This window comes from Acinetobacter sp. ABJ-A23_2 (assembly GCF_044538765.1).
Classification (GTDB): domain Bacteria; phylum Pseudomonadota; class Gammaproteobacteria; order Pseudomonadales; family Moraxellaceae; genus Acinetobacter; species Acinetobacter nosocomialis_A.
This window is the reverse complement of record NZ_JBIUCP010000041.1, coordinates 1-20964: the sequence shown is the minus strand read 5'-3', so window position 1 is coordinate 20964 and position 20964 is coordinate 1. Positions and strand designations below refer to the sequence as shown.

The 20964-nt window shown below is 38.0% G+C and carries 18 protein-coding genes and 6 tRNA genes; 8 read left to right on the top strand and 16 right to left on the bottom strand.

Translation table 11 applies throughout. The annotated features are described in order from the left end of the window. Positions 1-156: 156 nt before the first annotated feature. The 5 genes from ACH63V_RS13885 to ACH63V_RS13865 form a co-directional block, all read right to left on the bottom strand. The gene (locus ACH63V_RS13885) at positions 157-1392 is read right to left on the bottom strand and encodes a threonine ammonia-lyase (protein ID WP_087606030.1); all 1236 of its coding nucleotides are present in this window, start codon (positions 1390-1392) and stop codon (positions 157-159) included. 195 nt (positions 1393-1587) lie between these two features. Then, entirely contained in the window at positions 1588-2559 is a 972-nt protein-coding gene (locus ACH63V_RS13880; RefSeq protein WP_396463827.1) for a patatin-like phospholipase family protein, read from the bottom strand. Positions 2560-2725: 166 nt separating this feature from the next. After that, positions 2726-4201, bottom strand: coding sequence for a sodium:alanine symporter family protein (locus ACH63V_RS13875; protein WP_263614501.1), 1476 nt, complete (start codon positions 4199-4201; stop codon positions 2726-2728). Positions 4202-4300: 99 nt separating this feature from the next. Beyond that, complete coding sequence (locus ACH63V_RS13870; RefSeq protein WP_263614921.1) at positions 4301-4441, bottom strand: hypothetical protein; 141 nt, start codon at positions 4439-4441, stop codon at positions 4301-4303. 184 nt (positions 4442-4625) lie between these two features. Then, entirely contained in the window at positions 4626-4829 is a 204-nt protein-coding gene (locus tag ACH63V_RS13865) for a hypothetical protein (RefSeq protein WP_263614502.1), read from the bottom strand. 510 nt (positions 4830-5339) lie between these two features. Here ACH63V_RS13865 and ACH63V_RS13860 point away from each other — a divergent pair. Beyond that, the gene (locus ACH63V_RS13860) at positions 5340-6044 is read left to right on the top strand and encodes a nitroreductase (RefSeq protein WP_396463826.1); all 705 of its coding nucleotides are present in this window, start codon (positions 5340-5342) and stop codon (positions 6042-6044) included. A gap of 27 nt (positions 6045-6071) precedes the next feature. Here the strand turns inward: ACH63V_RS13860 and ACH63V_RS13855 are convergent, their stop codons facing one another. Beyond that, positions 6072-7286: a multidrug effflux MFS transporter gene (locus tag ACH63V_RS13855; RefSeq protein WP_396463825.1), complete on the bottom strand. Its 1215-nt coding sequence runs from the start codon at positions 7284-7286 to the stop codon at positions 6072-6074. A gap of 127 nt (positions 7287-7413) precedes the next feature. Between ACH63V_RS13855 and yccS the strand changes: the two genes are divergently transcribed. The 4 genes from yccS (at position 7414) to ACH63V_RS13835 (ending at position 13880) form a co-directional block, all read left to right on the top strand. Then, positions 7414-9588, top strand: coding sequence for a YccS family putative transporter (gene yccS / locus ACH63V_RS13850; RefSeq protein WP_396463824.1), 2175 nt, complete (start codon positions 7414-7416; stop codon positions 9586-9588). Between the two features lie 100 nt (positions 9589-9688). Then, positions 9689-10264, top strand: coding sequence for an SdpI family protein (locus ACH63V_RS13845; protein ID WP_002051565.1), 576 nt, complete (start codon positions 9689-9691; stop codon positions 10262-10264). Positions 10265-10421: 157 nt separating this feature from the next. After that, positions 10422-12968 carry a PepSY domain-containing protein gene (locus ACH63V_RS13840; protein ID WP_396463823.1) on the top strand — a complete coding sequence of 849 codons (2547 nt, stop codon included), beginning with the start codon at positions 10422-10424 and terminating at the stop codon, positions 12966-12968. Positions 12969-13094: 126 nt separating this feature from the next. Next, the gene (locus ACH63V_RS13835; RefSeq protein WP_396463822.1) at positions 13095-13880 is read left to right on the top strand and encodes a YdcF family protein; all 786 of its coding nucleotides are present in this window, start codon (positions 13095-13097) and stop codon (positions 13878-13880) included. Between the two features lie 226 nt (positions 13881-14106). Here the strand turns inward: ACH63V_RS13835 and ACH63V_RS13830 are convergent. From ACH63V_RS13830 to ACH63V_RS13795, 8 genes are all read right to left on the bottom strand, one after another. After that, a tRNA-Val gene (locus tag ACH63V_RS13830) sits at positions 14107-14182 on the bottom strand. 66 nt (positions 14183-14248) lie between these two features. Then, a tRNA-Asp gene (locus ACH63V_RS13825) sits at positions 14249-14325 on the bottom strand. 39 nt (positions 14326-14364) lie between these two features. Continuing rightward, positions 14365-14440: transfer RNA gene (locus ACH63V_RS13820), tRNA-Val, on the bottom strand. 21 nt (positions 14441-14461) lie between these two features. After that, positions 14462-14538 (bottom strand) — tRNA-Asp (locus ACH63V_RS13815). Positions 14539-14585: 47 nt separating this feature from the next. After that, positions 14586-14662: transfer RNA gene (locus ACH63V_RS13810), tRNA-Asp, on the bottom strand. Positions 14663-14686: 24 nt separating this feature from the next. Further along, positions 14687-14762 (bottom strand) — tRNA-Val (locus ACH63V_RS13805). Between the two features lie 206 nt (positions 14763-14968). Further along, positions 14969-15472, bottom strand: a complete 504-nt coding sequence (gene elsL / locus ACH63V_RS13800; RefSeq protein ID WP_396463821.1) for a cell wall-recycling L,D-carboxypeptidase ElsL — start codon at positions 15470-15472, stop codon at positions 14969-14971. 152 nt (positions 15473-15624) lie between these two features. Then, entirely contained in the window at positions 15625-15993 is a 369-nt protein-coding gene (locus ACH63V_RS13795) for a YbaN family protein (RefSeq protein ID WP_002051275.1), read from the bottom strand. Positions 15994-16097: 104 nt separating this feature from the next. Here ACH63V_RS13795 and ACH63V_RS13790 point away from each other — a divergent pair, with 104 nt between their 5' ends. The 3 genes from ACH63V_RS13790 to dapE all read left to right on the top strand — a co-directional run bounded on the left by ACH63V_RS13790 (position 16098) and on the right by dapE (position 18506). Further along, positions 16098-16991, top strand: coding sequence for a DUF1853 family protein (locus ACH63V_RS13790; RefSeq protein WP_396463820.1), 894 nt, complete (start codon positions 16098-16100; stop codon positions 16989-16991). Between the two features lie 112 nt (positions 16992-17103). Next, complete coding sequence (locus tag ACH63V_RS13785) at positions 17104-17247, top strand: entericidin A/B family lipoprotein (protein WP_002051109.1); 144 nt, start codon at positions 17104-17106, stop codon at positions 17245-17247. A 125-nt stretch (positions 17248-17372) separates the two neighbouring features. Then, on the top strand, positions 17373-18506 hold the full coding sequence (gene dapE / locus ACH63V_RS13780) for a succinyl-diaminopimelate desuccinylase (protein ID WP_396463819.1): 1134 nt from the start codon (positions 17373-17375) through the stop codon (positions 18504-18506). A gap of 137 nt (positions 18507-18643) precedes the next feature. On the opposite strand, the gene ACH63V_RS13775 is transcribed toward dapE, so the two are convergent. Both ACH63V_RS13775 and ACH63V_RS13770 read right to left on the bottom strand, forming a co-directional pair. Next, the gene (locus ACH63V_RS13775; protein ID WP_396463818.1) at positions 18644-19525 is read right to left on the bottom strand and encodes an alpha/beta fold hydrolase; all 882 of its coding nucleotides are present in this window, start codon (positions 19523-19525) and stop codon (positions 18644-18646) included. 7 nt (positions 19526-19532) lie between these two features. After that, a complete protein-coding gene (locus ACH63V_RS13770) occupies positions 19533-20942 on the bottom strand; it encodes a coproporphyrinogen-III oxidase family protein (protein WP_396463817.1) in 1410 nt (469 codons plus the stop codon). Positions 20943-20964: the final 22 nt, after the last annotated feature.

Below are 20964 nucleotides of genomic sequence, written 5' to 3'. Positions count from 1 at the left end.
AAAGTTTAGAGAATTGTCAGTTTTTCCCATTTCATTGAAGGATTTGATCGTTTTTTTGTAAATTCATCCTTTTTGCAATTTAATCCATTTAAATTGCTTTGTATATGACTCCCTTAAGAGCCATATACGGCTTTTATATCATAGCGATATCTGTGTTTAAATCTCTTCTTTACGAACAATATAGCCTTCGAGCTGCATAGCCTGAATTAAAGGTTCAAGATCTGGAGCACTTTTTAACTCGACATCAACACTGACCGCACTTTCTTTAGCACGGCTTGTTGCTGCAAAGCGTTCATGGCGCAGTTCATAAATATTACCGCCTTGCTCTGCAATAATCGCGGTTAAACGCGCTAAGGCACCTGGATTATCTGGTAATTCAACACGAATACGAACCATACGTCCTGTACGCGTTAAATGACGCTGTAATACGGAAACCATCACTCGTGTATCAATATTACCCCCAGATAAAACAACCCCGACTTTATGACCTAAAAATAGATCTGGTCGAGACATAATTGCAGCGATACCTGTCGCCCCTGCTCCTTCGCACACTGTTTTCTCAATGTTAAGTAACAGCGCAATCGCTTCTTCAATCATGTCTTCAGTGACAACAACAATGTCATCAACATATTCTTTAGCAACTTGAGTCGTCAGCTCACCCGGAGTTTTAACCGCAATACCTTCAGCTACGGTTGAACCTAATGAAACTGCGATTTGATAGTTACAAAGCAATTTCGCCATGCTTGGGTAAACCACCGACTGAACCCCGATGACCTTAATTTTAGGATTTATCGATTTTGCTGCAATCGCAATACCAGAAATGAGACCACCACCACCAATAGGGACTACCAATATATCCAAGTCAGGTACGGCACCTAGCATTTCAAGCGCAATGGTACCTTGACCTGCAATAATTTCAGCATCGTCAAAAGGATGAATAATGGTTAATGATTCTTCTTGAGCGACACGATGCATTTCAGCAGCAGCTTCAGAAAAGTCTTGTCCATGCAAAATTACACGTGCGCCGTATTCACGTACTCGTTGTACCTTTACATTGGGTGTCGATTTAGGCATGACAATAGTGGCTGTTACGCCTGTGCGCTGAGCATGATAAGCAACCCCTTGTGCATGGTTACCCGCTGAAGCAGCGATTACACCATGTTGCTTTTCTTGTTCAGATAAACTCAAAAGTTTATTCAATGCGCCTCTTTCTTTAAAAGAAGCCGTAAATTGTAGATTTTCAAATTTCAGCCACATTTCTGCCCCTAGGGTTTTAGAAATGGTTTCTGAAAAAACAAAAGGTGTTTTAACCACTAAACCATCTAAACGCTCTGCAGCGGCATGTATATCTTCTAATGTTGGAAACTCATGTTTTACCTGTTGCTGAATCATCTAATTAATCGGCCTCAATACGTTACAAATCAATTATTTTTTTGAAAATAGCATGAATTTCTCATATCTGTCATGAGTAGTTTTCAGCATAGCTCCACTATACAAAAATTTTTATCAGTACATACAAATCTTTTATTTTTCAACAAAAAAGCCCTTCTTGGGCTTTTATTTAATTTTCATATACTTGCTTATAATTTATTTTGACTGGGCACTTAAACCATCGGTAGAAAGATTCTGTTCAGCTATTTTTTCATCAATTGCAAACTGAATATCAGACAGTTTTGCATTTGCTGCATCTATACCGGCTCTCATGGTTGCTTCACGGCCTTTCACATCAAAAATATGGGCTTTTTCTCTTAAATCCGGTTGAATCACAACATCTGCATATTGAAGTTCTTCAGCAGCTAAACGCCCTTGCATAATATTAATATTCTGGTTAAAGAGCCCCCATACATTCGAGGTTTCCGTATAAATCGGTTGAGCCAAAATATCTACAGCAATAATGACATCAGCACCTAAATCACGAGCTACTTCAACAGGTACTGGACTGACTAAACCTCCATCTACATATTCAGATTTACCAATTTTAGTGGGTATAAACATGCTCGGAATTGAAGCAGATGCCCTTACAGCTTGCCCAGTATTGCCATAGTTAAATACGGTTTTTGTGCCATGCTTTAGCTCTGTTGCAACCACATACATCGGTATTTTCATTTTTTCGAGCGGCAAGTTATTTACTTGTTGGTTTACATAGTCTTCAACTTTTTTGCCATCAAAAAAACCTTTTAAACCGATACTAATGTCACGAACATCGGCCGCTTTCATTTTCAAAGCGGTATCGCGCAGTTCAGCAGGTGTTTTACCACTCGCATAAATTGCCCCAACAATACTGCCTGCACTAGTTCCAACAATAAAATCAGGACGAATACCATGCTGCTCTAAAACTTCAATCACGCCGATATGTGCATAACCTCGGGCTCCACCACTACCTAACACTAACGCAACAACTGGTTTTTTATGTTGTTTCTTGAGCTGGGCAAAAGGCTGATCAACAAAACGTGAGTATGCCTCTGCCGTTTGCGGTTTTAAGGCAGACAAGTGTGAGGTGGTCTGGCATCCAGCCAACACCATAGAAAGTCCGAGAACCCACAATTTAAGCTGTTTCATGGCCCATCTTTGCACTATGACGTTAATTTTCGAATTGCAATTTTAGTTGCTCGTTTTGTGAAAAGCTGTAGTGAATTTATTTAATTTGTCATGTTTAAATTTTATACTCAAGTGTTTTTATGCATCATAAAAAAAGCCCCTTATTTCTAAGGGGCTTTTTTGAAAATTACCAAATATCTGAATCGACTTTTTTCTTCAACTCTGGATATTTATTAATTTTAAATTCTGGTTCTTTAATACCTTGCTTTAATTGCTCACGGTAGTCTTTCAACAAAGTACGAGCCACAGGCGTTAAAAGTAAAATTGCGATTAAGTTAATAGTCGCCATGATACCCATAAACAAGTCAGCCATTGACCAAACGAGTGGCACACTACCAATTGCACCGAAGTACACCATCACCAATACAAAAATACGGAAGATGAACATAACTTTCGGGTTGTTATTAATGAACTGTACGTTACTTTCGGCATAAGCATAGTTACCTAATACAGCAGAATAGCAGAACAAGAATAATAGAACTGCTAGGAAGTCAGATCCCCAGTGTCCAACTTGAGTCTCTAATGCACGTTGAGTTAATTCAACACCAACAAAGCCTGCGTCTTGATATACACCAGAAACTAAAATAATGATTGCCGTACTTGTACATACAATAAATGTATCTACGAATACACCAAGCATTTGTACTAAACCTTGGTTTACAGGATGTTTTACATCAGACGCAGCAGCTGCGTTTGGTGCAGAACCCATACCTGCTTCGTTTGAGAACAAACCACGTTTAATACCTTGCATCATTGCCATTGATACGGCAGCACCAAAGAAACCACCTGCCGCAGCATTGAAATGGAAAGCTTCAGTTACAATGAGTTTTAACACATCAGGTAAAATTGCATAGTTGCTTAATGCAATATATAACGCTACAGATAGGTAAAGACCTGCTTTTAAAGGTACGAACATTTCTGCAAATTTAGCAATACGTTTAATACCACCAAAAATTGCCAACGCAACCATAACGACAAGCGCAAGACCAACCCAAGAGATTTCTAAATCAACGCCACCTAAATGAGCAATAAGATTGGCTTTGTCCCACCCCCATGCATGCGAAGATGCATTAGCAATCGCATTGATTTGTACTGAGTTAAATACAAAACCGTAAGTAAAGATTAATGCTAGTGCGAAAACCACACCAAAGGTTTTACTACGTAAACCTTGAGTAATATAGTAAGCCGGTCCACCACGGAATTGTTTGCTCTTGCTGTCTCGAACTTTAAATAGCTGAGCAAGTGTAGACTCAATAAAAGCCGAGCTCATACCAAGAACAGCTGTTACCCACATCCAGAACACTGCACCAGGACCACCAATTGCGATAGCGATTGCTACACCAGCAATGTTACCTACCCCAACACGGCTCGCAAGACCTGTTACAAATGCTTGGAAAGGTGTAAGGCCATGCTCATCTTCGCCTTCTGTACGACTACTTTTCATGACACGAATACTTTGCAAGAACATGCGAATTTGCACTGCACCTGTTAAGACCGTATAAAAAATACCGACAGCCAGCAAGAAAATAACTAGGAAATCCCATAAAGGGTCATTAAAAAATTTTACCCACGACATCAATGTCGCATTGAGTTGTTCATTCATACTCGGTCCGCTTACGTTCTTGCTAATGTGCTATTAGCACAAGCCAAAATACTGCAATAAACAAAAAAGCCCCTAGCAATAGGGACTTTTTCAGTACATTTAAGAAAAAACTTTTAATGTCAATTGATTAGCAATTATCGTCACAAGTTTAAGCAACATGGTGCCCAGCACTAATCCTTTGAAGGTCGCATGAGAGAAAGCATCCTTCAAATAAAATGAATTCATCGCATCACTGAACATAACCCCATTTGGGTGAACAGTATGCATCGACTCGGCTACAAACTTGGAAACTAACAAATGACCACCGCTAAATCAGCTCGCTTAATGATTCCCATCAATTAATCGAGTTACAAAAAATCTGGATTTAAGCCAATAAGCATATTTACATATACTTTTGAGCGAATGTCTAAACTGCATATAAATTTCAAAGACTGTAACAAGCGATCGCTATGACGCGACTATCTGAGCCCCTTTCTTTGCAATGAAAGAAGAGTGCATTGAGATGTGTACCAAGCTGTTGTATTTTTTGTGGCTTAGTCGTTGCGTGAGTTAAGTTCATTTTCATGGTTGCAATGGTAATCGCCAATCCTTGTTTCATGAACTGCTTGTTGATGAGCGGTAAACTCATGTAAAGCTCCTTATACCTCGTGTATTTCTCCACTTCTGCATAAAATCCTTTTTGTAAAAGTATTTTATTATGCAGCTACTACTTTTTCCTAACGTGAGTATGGAGAAATCATACTTGCGTAAAAAATCGGTATTATGCAGAAATTTAAACTTTTGTGTATGTTTTTCATTAAAATTTTATATAAAAATTGGTCGCATTTTATACAAAATCATCCGTTTTGTACTGTTTTTAAACATATTATACCTTTTTTCTAGTTGAATATTTTTCGCTCATCCACTGTTATACTTTTATTTTTATAACTGACGAAGTCACACTATTTTGTCTATTTGAATAGAAAGTGGCATATTCGAATTATCATTGATTAGACATTATGTCTAAACGAATCGACTCATCATACATGTAAGGATATCTCTTTTCTAATATTTTTTGCTTATAAATGCATCAATTTCAACATATGAAATTAGACTTCTATAAAGCAGTTAATATTGAAAGAAAAGATCAGGAGTACTCATGAATCTGGAACAAGTCCGCCTTGTTGACGAAGCTATTACCTCTCGACACTCTGTCCGTGCTTTTTTAAATACTCCAATTGAGTCCGAAGTCATTAAAGACATCTTAAAAGTCGCAAGTCGAGCACCTTCTGGGACCAATATTCAACCATGGAAAGTCTATGTAGTGACAGGGCAAAAACGTGATGAAATGGTAGAGCGCGTTTGTGCAGCACAAGTTGAGATTTCTAAAAATCCAGAACTTGCGGAACAATATAAAGAAACCTTTGCCTATTACCCTGAAAAATGGGTTTCACCCTTTATTGACCGTCGCCGCGAAAATGGTTGGGGACTTTATGGTCTACTAGAGATTAAAAAGGGTGAAAAAGAAAAAATGGCTGCACAGCAATTACGTAATTTCAAACTGTTTGATGCACCAGTCGGGATTTTCTTTACAGTCAATAAAGCAATGGGAATTGGTTCAAAAATGGATATCGCCATGATGATTCAAAATTTCATGGTCGCTGCTAAAGCACGTGGTTTAGATACATGTCCACAGGCAGCTTGGAATCATTTCCACCCGATAGTTCTAGATATTTTGGGCGCAGCAGATGATGAAGAGCTGGTATGTGCAGTTGCATTAGGTCATGCCGATCCTGCACACATTGTAAATACATTTATTACATCCAGAGAGCCTGTAGAGAACTTCGCAGTTTTTCTAGATTAAGAATTTCTGAAAACCCCTCTCTTAAAATTATGAGAGAGGTTTACTTTTTGCCTGTTGTGCTGCTTTTAAAACAACGATGAAACCACTTAAAGTAAATAACACCATCATCACACCCATATTGAGTGATGCAGACCAAATCAGGAAGTTAAGAAACACGCCACCTAAAAGGCCACAAGCAAATTGCATGCTTCCCATGATTGCACTGGCTGTTCCAGCGCGAGCACCTTGCTTTGACATGGCAAGGGCCATGGCATTTGGCCCTGTTAAACCAATTCCAGAAATCGCTAAAAATAACCCGATCATTACAAGCCATAAAGGTGCCGCAGGAATTAATCCAGCAATTAATACAATGCTTGCCCCTGTAACTTGTACCATTGAACCAGCTCTTAAACGTTTAGTGATTTCAACACGTGTTGTTAAGTGCTTGTTTAAAGATGACATCAACATAATGCCAAAAGCATTCAGTCCAAATACGTAAGCAAACTCTTGCTGATTTAGGCCATACTGGTCCATAAAAACGGCTGGAGCTGAACTGATATAGCAGAATAATGCAGCACCAGTTAAACACCCTGCGAACATAGGTAACCGGAAGCTCGCATCTTTGAAAATAGCACCATATAAGGTAGCCACTTGATATAAAGATAACTTGAGCCTTTTATCGATTGCCAAAGTTTCTTTAAAAAAGAAATGTACGCATAACCAGCAGATTGCTCCAACAATTGAAAGTGCAATGAAAATCGCTTGCCACGGAAACCAGATTAAAATCCAAGCTCCAATCATTGGTGCCAAAATAGGTGCTAAACCCATCACGATCATCATGCTAGAAAAAGCTTGTGCCGAACCTTGAACATCTAACCGATCACGTATAGCAGCACGAGCCATAACCACACCTACACAACCACCTAAAGCTTGTAAAATACGCGCTGCTATTAGACCCCATTCATTTGTAGCGAGCACGCAAAACAAGCTTGCAACTGCATAAAGCGCAAGCCCAAAATAAAGTGGTTTCTTTCTTCCAATACGGTCGCTTAAAGGCCCATATACCAATTGACCAATGGCTAAACCAAAAAAATAAGCAGGTAATGTGTTTGCTACCATTTGTGTACTTACGCCAAAATCATGAGCCATTTGAGGCAACGCTGGTAAGTACATATCAATGGATAATGGCCCTAAAGCCGTGAGTAAAGCGAGCAACATAATCCAGCCAATTGAATATTGACGCTGGGCTGTTTGTTCAGACATAACGATATTTCATTTTTCAATCATTTGCATACAGACAAGCTTACACTGTCTATCGTATGATTTGTGCAACATTGGTGTAGAAATACGCAAATCCTTTATCACTCAGGTTGATCAGCAAGGACTTCATTTGAAATCTTGGTTTAAACGCCTAAAAAGAGCGACTTATAACACATCATTTATGTATAACGTGCGGATGCTGATCGCCTTTTCAGGAACTGCATTCGTGCCTTATTTTCTAGGCCATCAATTAGCAACAATTCCCCTTACTTTAGGTGTGGTCGCAGCTGGTTTAAGTGACATTGATGATCGCTTTTCAGTGCGTATCATGAATTTGATTTACACCTATATTGGTTTCTTCATTACCGCAGCTTCCGTACAATTACTTTTCCCTTATCCAATGCTTTTTGCACTAGGACTAATCGCCTCTTGCATTGGCTGGATTTTACTTGGCTCATTAGGCCGCCGTTACGCAACAATCTCTTATGGATGTCTAGTTGTGTCGGTTTATACCATGCTCGGAGTCCATTTATTTGACCAGTGGTATATACAGCCAGCGCTTTTGGTCGCGGGTGCAGCATGGTACGGGCTTATTGCAACCATTAGCTTTTTATTATTTCCGGTTCGTCAGCTTCAAGACAAACTTGCGGCCTCTTATGCTTCATTAGGTGACTTTCTATTTGCTAAATCTAATTTATTTGATGTTGATATGACTCCTGCGAGTTATCAGCAGAGTATGATTGATCTTTCATTAGAAAATGGCAAATTGATAACGATTTTTAATGATCTTAAAACCGCCCTTTTAACCCGTTTAAAAGGAGACCGTGGACAAAAAGGTACTCGCCGTAGTTTACATTATTACTTTGTCGCACAAGATATTCATGAACGTGCAGACTCTGCCCACATCGACTATCAAAAGTTAGCGAAGATTTTTCAGCACAGTGATATTTTATTTAGATTTCAGCGTATTTTGGCGATTCAGGGTAAAGCTTGCCAAGAGCTAAATGAATGCATTTTACAGCGCAAACCATATATCCATAACAAACGCTTTAAGCAGAGTTTCGAGAACTTACGCTTATCTTTAGTAAAGTTAAGAAATGATCAACAGTATGATTTACTCTGGGTCAACGCACTTTTTGCCTTATACCGAAATTTGAAGTCTATCGACTCACAATTACTCAACTTAGAAACAGAGCAGCATATTCAGTCTGATAAAGTGAAACAGGCTGAAAACCAACTCAAAGATGATGATTTAAAGGGTTGGAATGATATTGTTATTCGAATTAAACAAAATCTAACACCTGAATCTGTGCTGTTTCGTCATGCCATTCGAGTATCGATTGTTCTGTTCATTGGATATGTATTTATTCAAACCACTCGAATCGAATATGGCTACTGGATTATGCTGACCGCACTATTTGTTAGCCAACCTAACTTTAACGCGACCAAACGTCGTTTACGTTTGCGTATAGTTGGCACATTAGTCGGCATTATTGTCGGTCTTAGTGTGGTGTTTCTAGTCCCTTCTGTGGAAGGGCAATTAGTCATGCTGATCTTAAGCGGCGTACTATTTTTCGAGTTACGTAGTAAGCAATATGCCCAAGCAACCGCTTTCATCACAATTTTGGCATTAATTAACTTCAACTTAGATGGCTCGGCAGTCGCTGCGGCTATTCCTAGATTTGTTGATACCTTAATTGGATGTGCATTGGCGTGGTTTGGTGTCACCTTCATTTGGCCTGACTGGAAATTCCGCCGCCTACCGCGCAGTATTCGACGCTCCTTACAAGCACAATGTAATTATTTAGCGGAAGTGGTAAAGCAATACCATGAAGGACATAACCATGCGCTTAATTATCGTATTGTTCGCCGTGCCGCCCATAATACCGATGCTGAGGTCGCTTCACTAATTTCAACTTTAGCCACTGAGCCAGATTTTGACCCTACCCGCAAGTCAGATATATTTGAATTTCTATGTCTCAATCATACATTTTTAAGTTATATCGCAGCACTTGGAGCACATCGAGAGAAGATTCAAGATCAAGCTGTTCTTAAAGTTCTAGATCAAGCATTAGACGATATACAAGGTGCGTTATTAAGAGACGAAATGCCTGACCTAACAGCACAAAACATGCTTAAAACAATACGTCAACGTTTAAGCCAAAATGATGAGGAAGACCAAAAGTCACTCATTATTTTACAGCAGTTATCACTGATGCTCAGTGTTTTAAATCGATTTAGTATGTTGAAACAACGACTAAGTCATGATCAAGATAATGATGCCAGCGAACTCGCATCATTATAAATTTGAGTCGGAATTTAGTATGAAATTGGCATAATATCCTTTCCTGACTTATGCCAATTAATGCTAAACTTAAAACAGTTTACAATTTGTTATTTGCACTATGACCGCGAAAACTTTATATGCTTATACGCTTCAGCCAGTTCCTTACGAGGTAACAGAAGCTGAACAACGTAATGCACAGCTTCTTATCTGGCGCAGCACCAATAAAATCAGCACAAAAATCTGGGCAATTATGGGTGTAATTTTAGCCCTTGCGATTTTAGGTCTTATTTTTATTAAGAACTACTCTACAGTGATTTGCTGGGTTGCCATTGTTGGTGTAGTACTTTATTACCTTGGCCGCACATATGGTTTGGAATGGTATGTTAAGCGTAAGATGAATGAGTTTCCTGTACAGGAAATTAAAGGCATTCGCTTAGGTGTACAACCTCACGGTATCGTAATGCGCCAGCAAATGGGCTTACAAGAAGGCGTTGGAACCATTGGATGGAAAAACATCTATGAATGGTACAACACCCCTGACTTTATTTTAGTTAACTTTAAAGTAAAAGATCCTAAGGGCCAAGAACAGCAAGGTGCGTATATCTTGCCTAAACGCATGGACTCTAAAAACTTTTCTTTCAATACAATTCGTAAGCATTTGAAAGAAACTGTAGGTGAACCAAAAACTTTATAAGTTCACCTCATTAAAAAGCCTCCTTTACAGGAGGTTTTTTATTATGCTAAAAATAAATGATAATGAAAATTAATATTATCTCCAAAATCCATACTATCTACTCAATCTTCGGCTATACTCCGTTACAAGATCTCCATCATATTCACATTTTTCGACCATGGTTAAAAAGTTTTTATTTCAAATTCATTGGTTTATGGGTATTAGTGCTGGCCTCATCTTATCAATTATGGGTGTTACAGGCGCAATTTATTCTTATGATCAACAAATTTTAAAATGGGTAAATACAGATAGTTATGTTGTACAAGCAGAAAGCTCACCTAAGCTTACCCCTGCTCAGCTTTATCAGCATTTCACAACAACCCAGCCTGAAATTAAAATTAATAGTATTACCATAGCCAAAGATCCTACCGCCTCATCTGTTGTAAACATTGAAAAAGAAGGCGAACGACGTGGCTACAATATGATGGTGAACCCTTATACAGCACAGGTATTGCCTGATGTTAAAGGCCGCGAGTTACTTTTATTAATACAACAAATTCACCGTAACTTAACTGCTGGAGAGTTCGGTAAACAAATTACTGGTGCTTGTGCCCTCATGCTCATTTATTTTGTCTTGAGCGGATTATATTTACGTTGGCCTAAGAAACACTCTGCACGTCAATGGCTTGCTGTTAAACCCAAACTTAAAGGTCGAAATTTTATTTGGGATTTACACGCTGTCGTAGGCACATGGGTTATTGTTTTTTATCTTCTTTTTGCGTGTACAGGTTTATATTGGTCGTATGACTGGTGGCGTAGCGGTATGTTCAAAATACTAGGTGTAGAACAACCTAAAATGCAAGGACATGACGGAGCTGGACGTAATAAAGACAAATCTTCTGAAGCTAAATTAGATAGCGCTCAGTTGATTACTGCCCTCAACCAAACTTGGAGCGGCTTTAACAATAAAATCGGACGTGACTATTCAACTTTAACAGTGAATTTACCGAAAAAAGATGATGGAAAATTAGAATTAACTTTTGTTGATGCAACACCACAACATGAACGTGCGCGTAACCAAGCTGTCTATAACTATAAAACTGCCCATATTGAAAAGATGGAGCTTTATGAAGATAAAAAGCTTAATCAAAAAATCATGAGTAGCATGTTACCCGTACACCGTGGCAGCTTCTTTGGACCAGTTTATCAATTTGTAGCAATGCTTGCGTCTTTAGCGATGCCTTTATTCTTTGTTACCGGATGGATGCTTTACCTAAAACGTCGTAAACAGAAAAAACTAACACAAGCTGCTCGCCAATCTTTAGCTGGTCACTACATTGATCAAAATGCTAAACCTTGGTTAATTACTTATGCCACCCAAACAGGAGTTGCAGAGCAACTCGCATGGAGTACCGCAACTAGCTTACAAGAAGCACATCAACCTGTTCAGGTTAAATCTATACAACAGTTAACTGAAGCGGATTTACAACAGCATCAACAAATTCTTTTTGTGATCAGTACTTATGGTACTGGAGAGGCACCAGATTTAGCTTCGAGTTTTGCTAAAAAGCTATTAAAAACGCAATTAGAGCTCAAACATCTCAGATATGCTGTGTTAGCTTTAGGCTCGAAAGAATACCCAGATACTTATTGTAGTTTTGGTCACACTGTAGATGCATGGCTTAAAAACAATGGAGCTGAAGCCTACTTTGATATGATTGAAGTCGATAATGCAAATCCAGCACATATTCAAAACTGGAATCAAGCTCTTACAAAAGCAACTAAACTAGATTTGCATGCTGTTAATCTTGAAAAAGTATTTGACACTTGGACATTACAACAACGTGATTTACTCAACCCAAATAGTCTAGGGCAACCCGCTTACAATATTGAACTTACTGCCAATCATGAAGCTGTATGGCAAGCGGGAGATATTGCTGAAATACAACCAGGTAATAGTCCTGAACGTATTAATGAGTTTTTACAACACCACCATATTCTTAGAAATGCAGTGGTAGACTCGCTACAAATTTCTATTGAAAAGGCGCTTTGGAATAAAGATTTAACGGGTGAAATTGAACCGTTTGCGAATCTGGACCACTTATTAGAACAGCTCCCTACCCTACCAACGCGGGAATATTCAATTGCTAGCATCCCTTCTCAGCAAGCGCTTCGTTTGGTTGTTCGCCAGCAATCCGATGAATCTGGTCATTTAGGGTTAGGATCTGGCTGGCTGACTCAATACACAGAAATTAATCAGAGTATTGCATTACGTATTCGCACCAATGAATCTTTTCACTTGATCGATGATAATCGCCCAATTATCTGTATCGGCAATGGAACGGGAATCGCAGGTTTAATGAGTTTACTTCATACCCGAACTCGTCATAACTATACTGAAAACTGGCTTATTTTTGGTGAACGCCAACGAACTCATGATTTCTTCTATGCATCAACTATTGAAGCTTGGCAAACAATGGGAATGTTAAAGCGACTTGATTTGGCATTCTCACGTGATCAAGAGCAACGTATATATGTTCAAGATCTAATAAGAGAAAATGCAGCGGAATTGGTCAAATGGATTGAGCACGGTGCAGTTCTTTATATTTGTGGAAGTATTGAAGGTATGGCTAGCGGAGTAGATCAAGCGCTTATTGATATTTTAGGTGAAGAACAAGTCGATGAGCTAAGACAGCAAGGCCGTTATCGCCGCGATGTTTATTAAATTTCAATAAATAATAAAGCCGAGTAATAGCTAAAATGCTTTACTCGGCTTTTTATTGCAATCAGCATTGAATTAGTAATGATTTTGCATACACTGTCTGCAATTTAAATTGCAACTTTAAACACAATGCAAGTCAGTAAGTGGATTCGGATTTTCTTAGCTATCATTGGTTCGATTTTATTTTTGGACGGCTTATTTCTAGCTTTTCTAAATAAAATTCATGTAGGCACAATTGTTCCTTTAATCTTAGGGGCATTTTTCTGTCTCTATGCACTATTTTATTATCATCTGGAACGTTTTTTCTTTTATCACTATCGCCTGCATTCAGTTTGGCGTTTTGGATGGCTATGTTTTTGGATCTGGCTAATAGGCTTAGGCTATTTTTTTAATTTTATTAAAGAAAATAAAGATACAGGTCAAAATATTCCCGCTGTGAAGGCAATTATTGTTTTAGGTAGCGGTGTCGAAAATGGTCAACCTTCTGCCATTCTTGCAAAACGCCTTGATACAGCAGCCCCTGTTGCCCTTTCACAACCTCAAGCAAAAGTTGTTTTAACAGGTGGTTTAGACTTTTCAGAGAAAGAACCCGAAGCATTAGTCATGTCTCATTACTTGGAACAACGTTTTCATATAGCAAAAGACCGAATGATTCTTGAAGACAAAAGCACAAGTACTGAACTTAACCTTAGAAACAGCAAACCACTACTTGAGCAAGCTCATATTAGTATTGATCAACCTATTGCGATTGTTACAAGTGACTTCCATACCCCACGAGCTGCAGCTATTGCAAAGAAACAAGGCTATACCCAGGTTTATACAGTTGCTGCTGAAACTCCTTTGGTCACACGCTATAACGCTTGGCTACGTGAATACTTTGCGTATGCGAGTGGCTGGATTCTAAACGAGTATTAATATTAGTTCAGAAAGCTGCTATAGCTTTACGGCATGGCAGCTTTAGTTAAACCAGATAGTAATCATAATTTAAAGTAATAAAATCTGAACTTAAAAAATTAAGCATAGAAAGGATAGGTTTTGACTAACAATAGAAGAGATAAAATAGATAGATAAGAAATAGGAATAGCAGAAACGCCAAAAACACTAAATAAATTAGCGCATATTTTTTAAAACTTAAAAATTATGGTGGGCGCTGACGGGATCGAACCGCCGACATTCTGCTTGTAAGGCAGACGCTCTACCAACTGAGCTAAGCGCCCTGATTGAAAAAGACAACAAACGCAGTCTTTATACATTACATCCTCTAGATCAGGGAATCAAGAGAATGGCGCAGCGGACGGGGCTCGAACCCGCGACCCCCGGCGTGACAGGCCGGTATTCTAACCAACTGAACTACCGCTGCACTTGCAATACTTTAAAAATAAAGCATGGTCACAAATTATGGTGGGCGCTGACGGGATCGAACCGCCGACATTCTGCTTGTAAGGCAGACGCTCTACCAACTGAGCTAAGCGCCCTGCAAAAGCGTTTTATAAAAGTGGCGCAGCGGACGGGGCTCGAACCCGCGACCCCCGGCGTGACAGGCCGGTATTCTAACCAACTGAACTACCGCTGCACTTTCACAATATCGCAATTGTGGGGTAAACGATGTTAAGTCTTAAGTGGCGCAGCGGACGGGGCTCGAACCCGCGACCCCCGGCGTGACAGGCCGGTATTCTAACCAACTGAACTACCGCTGCACTTGAGAGCTTAACGTAAAGGCTTGGTGGGCGCTGACGGGATCGAACCGCCGACATTCTGCTTGTAAGGCAGACGCTCTACCAACTGAGCTAAGCGCCCTTAACGTCTTCATCGTTTGTGAGGTGCATTATAGAGAATCTTTAACAGGTGTCAAACGCTTTTCGACAACTTTTCAAAAAAATGCGAATGAATGATTAAAAATAAGTCATTATTAAGTAAAAAACAATTTTTTGTATTTTATTTAAGCACTTATTTTAATATTTTGATCATTCGATGAATAAAACAAGAATGTTTAAAAACAGAATTTAGGTTAAAGATTGTTCAGACAAATAAACAAGAGCATCTTCAGGGACTAAATCAAACAATTCAATGATTTCATCATTACGCATTCGAATACATCCATGTGACATTGGAACACCCATCGGTTCTTTATCAGGTGTACCATGAATATAGATATAACGTTGCATAGTGTCGTGGCCTTCCCCTTTGTTAAAGCCTTCTTCTAAACCATCTAACCAAAGAATGCGTGACAATATCCAATCTCGTTCTGGAAATTGTGTAGCGAGTTCACTGCTATAGACTTCGCCTGTTGGCTTACGTGCAATAAAAACTGCATTTTTAGGTGACTGCATACCAAATTTCTGGGCAACACGATGCCATCCACGTGGAGTTTTGCCGGTATTTTCTTGTTCCCCTATTCCATTCTTACCCGTAGAAACCATGTAAAATTTATTATGTTTAGGGAGGCTTAAAGTTTGGTTTGCTAAATCGATAAGAATATCTGCATCTTCAAGTTTAAATTGGGACATGGAATTTCTTCTCTTATATAAACTCAACTCTATTTTGAGCTTTAATGAAAAATTATGGGAAAGCTTGTCTTGCACCGAAATTAAAAGATTATCAATCTTCTTTTATCTACGCGCAGTTTCACTGCTTGTCTTGCGCCAAAATTAAAAGATTATCAATCTTTTAATTTTGGCTCAGGGCGTAGCCATAACCAAATTGCAACAACAAGCATGGTAGTATCAGTGAAAACTTTCACCCAAAATGGCGCAGAGGTAAAAAGCATTAAAATACCGCTTGCGGTCATCATAATGCTTGCAATCCATTTCGCCTTACGTGGTACCGTACCATTGGCTCGCCAGTCACGTAGGGTTGGTCCATATTTTGGATGATTTAATAACCATGCATCCATCTGAGGCCATCCTTTTGAGGCAGCCCAAGCAGCCAGAATAAGAAACACTGTTGTCGGCATGCCTGGTAAAATTGCTCCAATAATACCAAGCGTGATAAAAATCACGACCAGAGTTCGCCAAAACAATGTTCGCATATATAAACCTTAAGCTATTGTTGATCGTAGTATAAAGTGTTTTTCTGGTATTGTTTTGTTGATCGACCATGAAATTGGGATGAATTATTTCGAGTACTAAACGTATGAATATTGCCTCAGTTAAAACATCCTATTATGAGCCATGGCTACAGTTCAACCATCCAATGGTAAGACAATTAGCCTTTACTATTGCTAGTCCCAATTTACTTTGTCATCTTCCTCAAAGTCTTTCTATTCAGCATAACTTTCAATTACACCCTGATCAGATTTGGGAACAACATTTTCAGAACTATTTACCACGTTTAAAACAACTCGATGAAACACCAGAACCTTTACTTCAGTTTATGTCTCGGCTTAAAAGCACACGCTTAGGTTTACGTTTTGAAAATTTACTTTGGTTTTGGTTACAGGAAGATCAATATCATTCTTATCAGTTATTAGGCCATAGTATTCAAAAAATTGAGGGCGCAAAAACTTTAGGGGAGCTCGATTTTTTAGTTTTAAATAAAGAAACTCAACAAGTTGAACATTGGGAAGTTGCCCTAAAATATTACTTGGGTGAAGGTCAATTAAATTTAGAACAGTGGATTGGCCTAAACAGAGAAGATACTTTGAGTAAAAAGCTTTATCACTTTACCGATAAGCAGTTTCAGTTTTCAGAAGCTTTAGGTTTTAAAGTTCAACAGCGTTTTGCTGTACTAAAAGGTCAGCTCTACCTTCCCTTAAATTCAGCTCAAGACCAATCGATTCCGGACTGGGTAAATTCAACCCGTCGTCTCGGATTTTGGGGAACAGTGATTCCTAACTCTAATTTTTATCGTCTAGAGAGACATGAATGGCTTTGCCCTAATAAACAAGCAAGCTCAAACACTGCTTATTGGTGGACTGACGGTTTATATTATAGAAACACTGAGAACACTCAGTTTTATATGTTTAGACATCCTCCGCTCTTAAGCTTAGGACTCGACAGCGATGAAAAAATGCCGCTTTACAAGTAGGTATGAGCTTATAGAAACAATTTATAACGTTTTTACTATTAAATAGTCATGTTTCTTTTTGCGTTTGTTTTTTAATCTAAATTTACTTCATTATTAAATTTAAACGGAGAAAATGATGAAAAAAGTTTTAGTCGCGTCTGTAATGATTGCATTTGTATTAACTGGCTGTAATACGTTCAAGGGTTTTGGTAAAGATGTCTCTAAAGCTGGTGATGCTGTAAGTAATACCGCACAAAAAACTGAGAATAAAATGTAAGTTATGCACAGCTTCGGAAAACCTTATCACTTCGATAAGGTTTTTTTATTTTTAAATACCCAACCTTCAGAGATTCGCCTATTATATCGGACTATATTTCACCTACTCATCATGTAGTTTCCGGTATGAACCACTCAGACACTCTCTCGCTTAGTTTAGAACTTTTACAACAGCCTTCTGTTACTCCTATTGATCATACTTGCCAAACGATTATGGCTGACCGCTTAGCTAAAGCTGGTTTTCACATTGAACCTATGCGCTTTGGAGATGTCGATAATTTATGGGCTCGACGCGGCACTGAAGGGCCTGTGTTTTGTTTTGCAGGACATACCGATGTTGTTCCAACAGGCCGTTTAGAAGCATGGAATTCAGACCCATTTGCACCAGAAATTCGTGATGGTAAACTCTATGGTCGTGGTTCAGCTGATATGAAAACTGCGTTGGCAGCTATGGTGGTCGCATCTGAACGCTTTGTAGCAAAGCATCCAAATCATAAAGGCTCAATTGCTTTTTTAATTACTTCAGATGAAGAAGGCCCTGCTGTTAACGGTACAGTTAAAGTTATTGAAACACTTGAAGAGCGTAATGAAAAAATTACATGGTGTTTGGTTGGTGAGCCATCAAGTACAAGTAAATTAGGTGATATTGTTAAAAATGGCCGTCGTGGTTCTTTAAATGGCGTACTACATGTTCGCGGTAAGCAAGGTCACGTGGCGTATCCTCATTTAGCTCGCAATCCAATTCATGAAGCTTCGGCTGCCCTAGCACAGTTATGCCAAACTGTTTGGGACAATGGAAATGAATATTTTCCTGCAACTTCATTCCAAATTTCGAATATTCATTCAGGTACTGGTGCAACTAACGTCATTCCAGGTACTTTAGAAGTTACTTTTAACTTCCGTTACTCAACAGAAGTTACAGCTGAACAGCTTAAACAGCGTGTACATGAAATTTTAGATAAGCATGGTTTGCAATATGAGATTGACTGGAACTTATCTGGTTTGCCATTTTTGACTCCAGTAGGTGAATTAGTTAATGCTGCTCAAACTGCTATTCTAAATGTAACTGGCACTAAAACTGAGCTATCAACTAGTGGCGGTACATCTGACGGTCGTTTCATTGCGCCAACAGGTGCACAAGTTTTAGAACTCGGTGTTCTAAATGCAACTATCCATCAAATTAATGAACATGTGGATGTACACGATCTTGATCCTTTAACTGATATTTATGAGCAAATTTTAGAAAACTTACTTGCTTAAAATATTGAAAATCACTGACTAGATAAAAAGCATCCTCTTTAGGGTGCTTTTTATTATTTTAAACTGTGAGTACGTTGTTTAAAAATCTTAAAATAAGATTCTTATTTATTAACCTGAATAATTTATTTTCATAATCTTTATAGAACTTCTTTTGAGTTCTTATCTATCCATTTCAATATAGTAGGCCAAACTTCCCTAGCAGCATTTTGGCTTAAAACAATTCGGCTATGGGAATAATTTTCCAAGTTATTATTAGAGTAACCAAATTCACGAAATACGTTATCTTGATTTTCAAAAGCTTTTAAATATTTATAACATCCTTTAACTGGTGCAATAAATTTATCGCCAGTTCCGCTAATAGAATATATTGGGACTCTAATAGAGCTCATATGTTTTTTATAATCAATATTTTTAAATTCACTCATAAAATTTTGCTTTAAATTCCAGTTAAACCAAGGTCGCATGGTGTAGTAGCTTTCATTTACTCGTCCTAATTTAAATTTATTAGCTGGTATCTGGCCTAGACCTTTAACAATGAGTTTTGCAGAAAAGAGTTTAATAAAATCAAAAGAGTTATTTACTGCTCCAAATGCTTGGCAAGCTATAAAAGTAATACTTTGGATATCCTTTAAATATTCTGGATAATTAATCAAGAACATTGTTAAGCATAAACCTCCGCCACTGTGGGTCACACAGTGTAAAGAGGCGATATTAAAATGATGATAAATATAATGAAATGCAGTCTTATATTCATACAAAGCAACAGTTTCAAAATTAAATGGTATATCTGTTTTTGGGCTTGTGCCGTGCCCTCGCCATTCTAAAATAAAACAGATATATCCATGATTTGCCAAGTAATCTGCGATACCCATACAAACAGTCTTGTCTGAAAAAGCACCATGAGATAAGAAAATTGCTTCTTTTTTTATCAGGGTATTCTCGCTTTTAGCAACTTCCCATAAAGCAAACTCGCCATGGTCATCTGTTTTTAAAATATGCAGCTCTTTATGAATTGACATTTATTTTCTACTGTTGCAAAGATTTTATTCTAGATTGACTTAATAATGCCTGAATAAGTGGAGTATAAAACTCACCTTCATTAATAAGTTTAATATATTCATCCTTATGCTCTACCCAACCTTCTTCGGCTAATGCATCCCAAATAGGCTTATAATCGAGTTTAATATCACTATTAAAAATTTTCTCGTACTTTTTGGTGTTAATTTTCATCTCCTGTAATGCTTGAAATATCCAAATTAACTTTACGTCTTCAGGATCATGAACAAACATACGTTCAACAGGAAGTTTATTTAAAGATATTGCATTGTAGTATTCAGTTAGGTTTCGATGATTCATTGCTGAAACAGAGTTGATGCTTGATGAGTTAGGTTGCAATCTCATATTAACTGCTGCATAACCCAATCCACTCATTGTGGTCATTTTACTTTGTCCATTGGCATCTAAGCAGTCTCTAAGGTTATCTTCATATAAATATTTCTCTGAAATTAATTGGTTATTATCTTCTTTCTCCCAATCATATACTGTTTTTTGTTTATAGCCTTTGCTTATTAAGAACTGTTTGGCAATGTTATACATTTCAATTTTCTTCTCAATAGAGGGCGTATTTTGCTTTTGTTTTGTCGCAAAGTCAGAACGACCAGCAATATTAAGCTCATAGTGTGTAATATGTTTTATTCCTGATTGAACAATACTTGCCAAGTCTCCTAGCATTGCCTCAACTGTTTGATTTGGCCAACCATAGATCAAATCGACGTTACAAGATAAAGAGTACTTATGGAATAATTCAATTGCATCAAAAACCTGCTTTCTCGTTTGTTTTCGACCGCTTGTAGCGATTAACTCATCATTAACCTGTTGTACTCCCATACTGACACGGTTAAAACCTGCATCTTTAATTGCTCTTATTTTATCTTCATTAAAAAGTTGAGGGATACCTTCTAATGTCATTTCTATAGGGCTAGATATACCAGCATCGGGAAAAAGAGAAGATACAACCTTAGTCAGTTTCATATAATCATTAGGCTGAAGTAAATTAGGTGTACCTCCTCCTACATACAAACTTTCAAGCTTAGCTCCTTGATAAAATTCTTTATATAAGTGGGCTTCCCTACTTAAAAAATCCAGATAAAAGTCCATTTCCCGCTTACCTTTATAGTCTTGTGTTGGGAAAAGACAAAATCCACAATGAGGTGGATCAGTAGGAATACAATATGGAATTCCTAAATATAAATTTATAGACTTATATTGAGCATCTGTATTTAATAAAAAGTAATTATTTTCTTCTTCCTTTAAATCTGTTTTCCACATTTTAGGTGAAGGATGAGTATGCAGAACTTTATTTGATAAATGTCTTACTTTATTTTTTTGGATGAAATTTTTAATTGAAGCAATATCCATAGTCACTATATTTGTCATTATATATCAATAAATATATTGT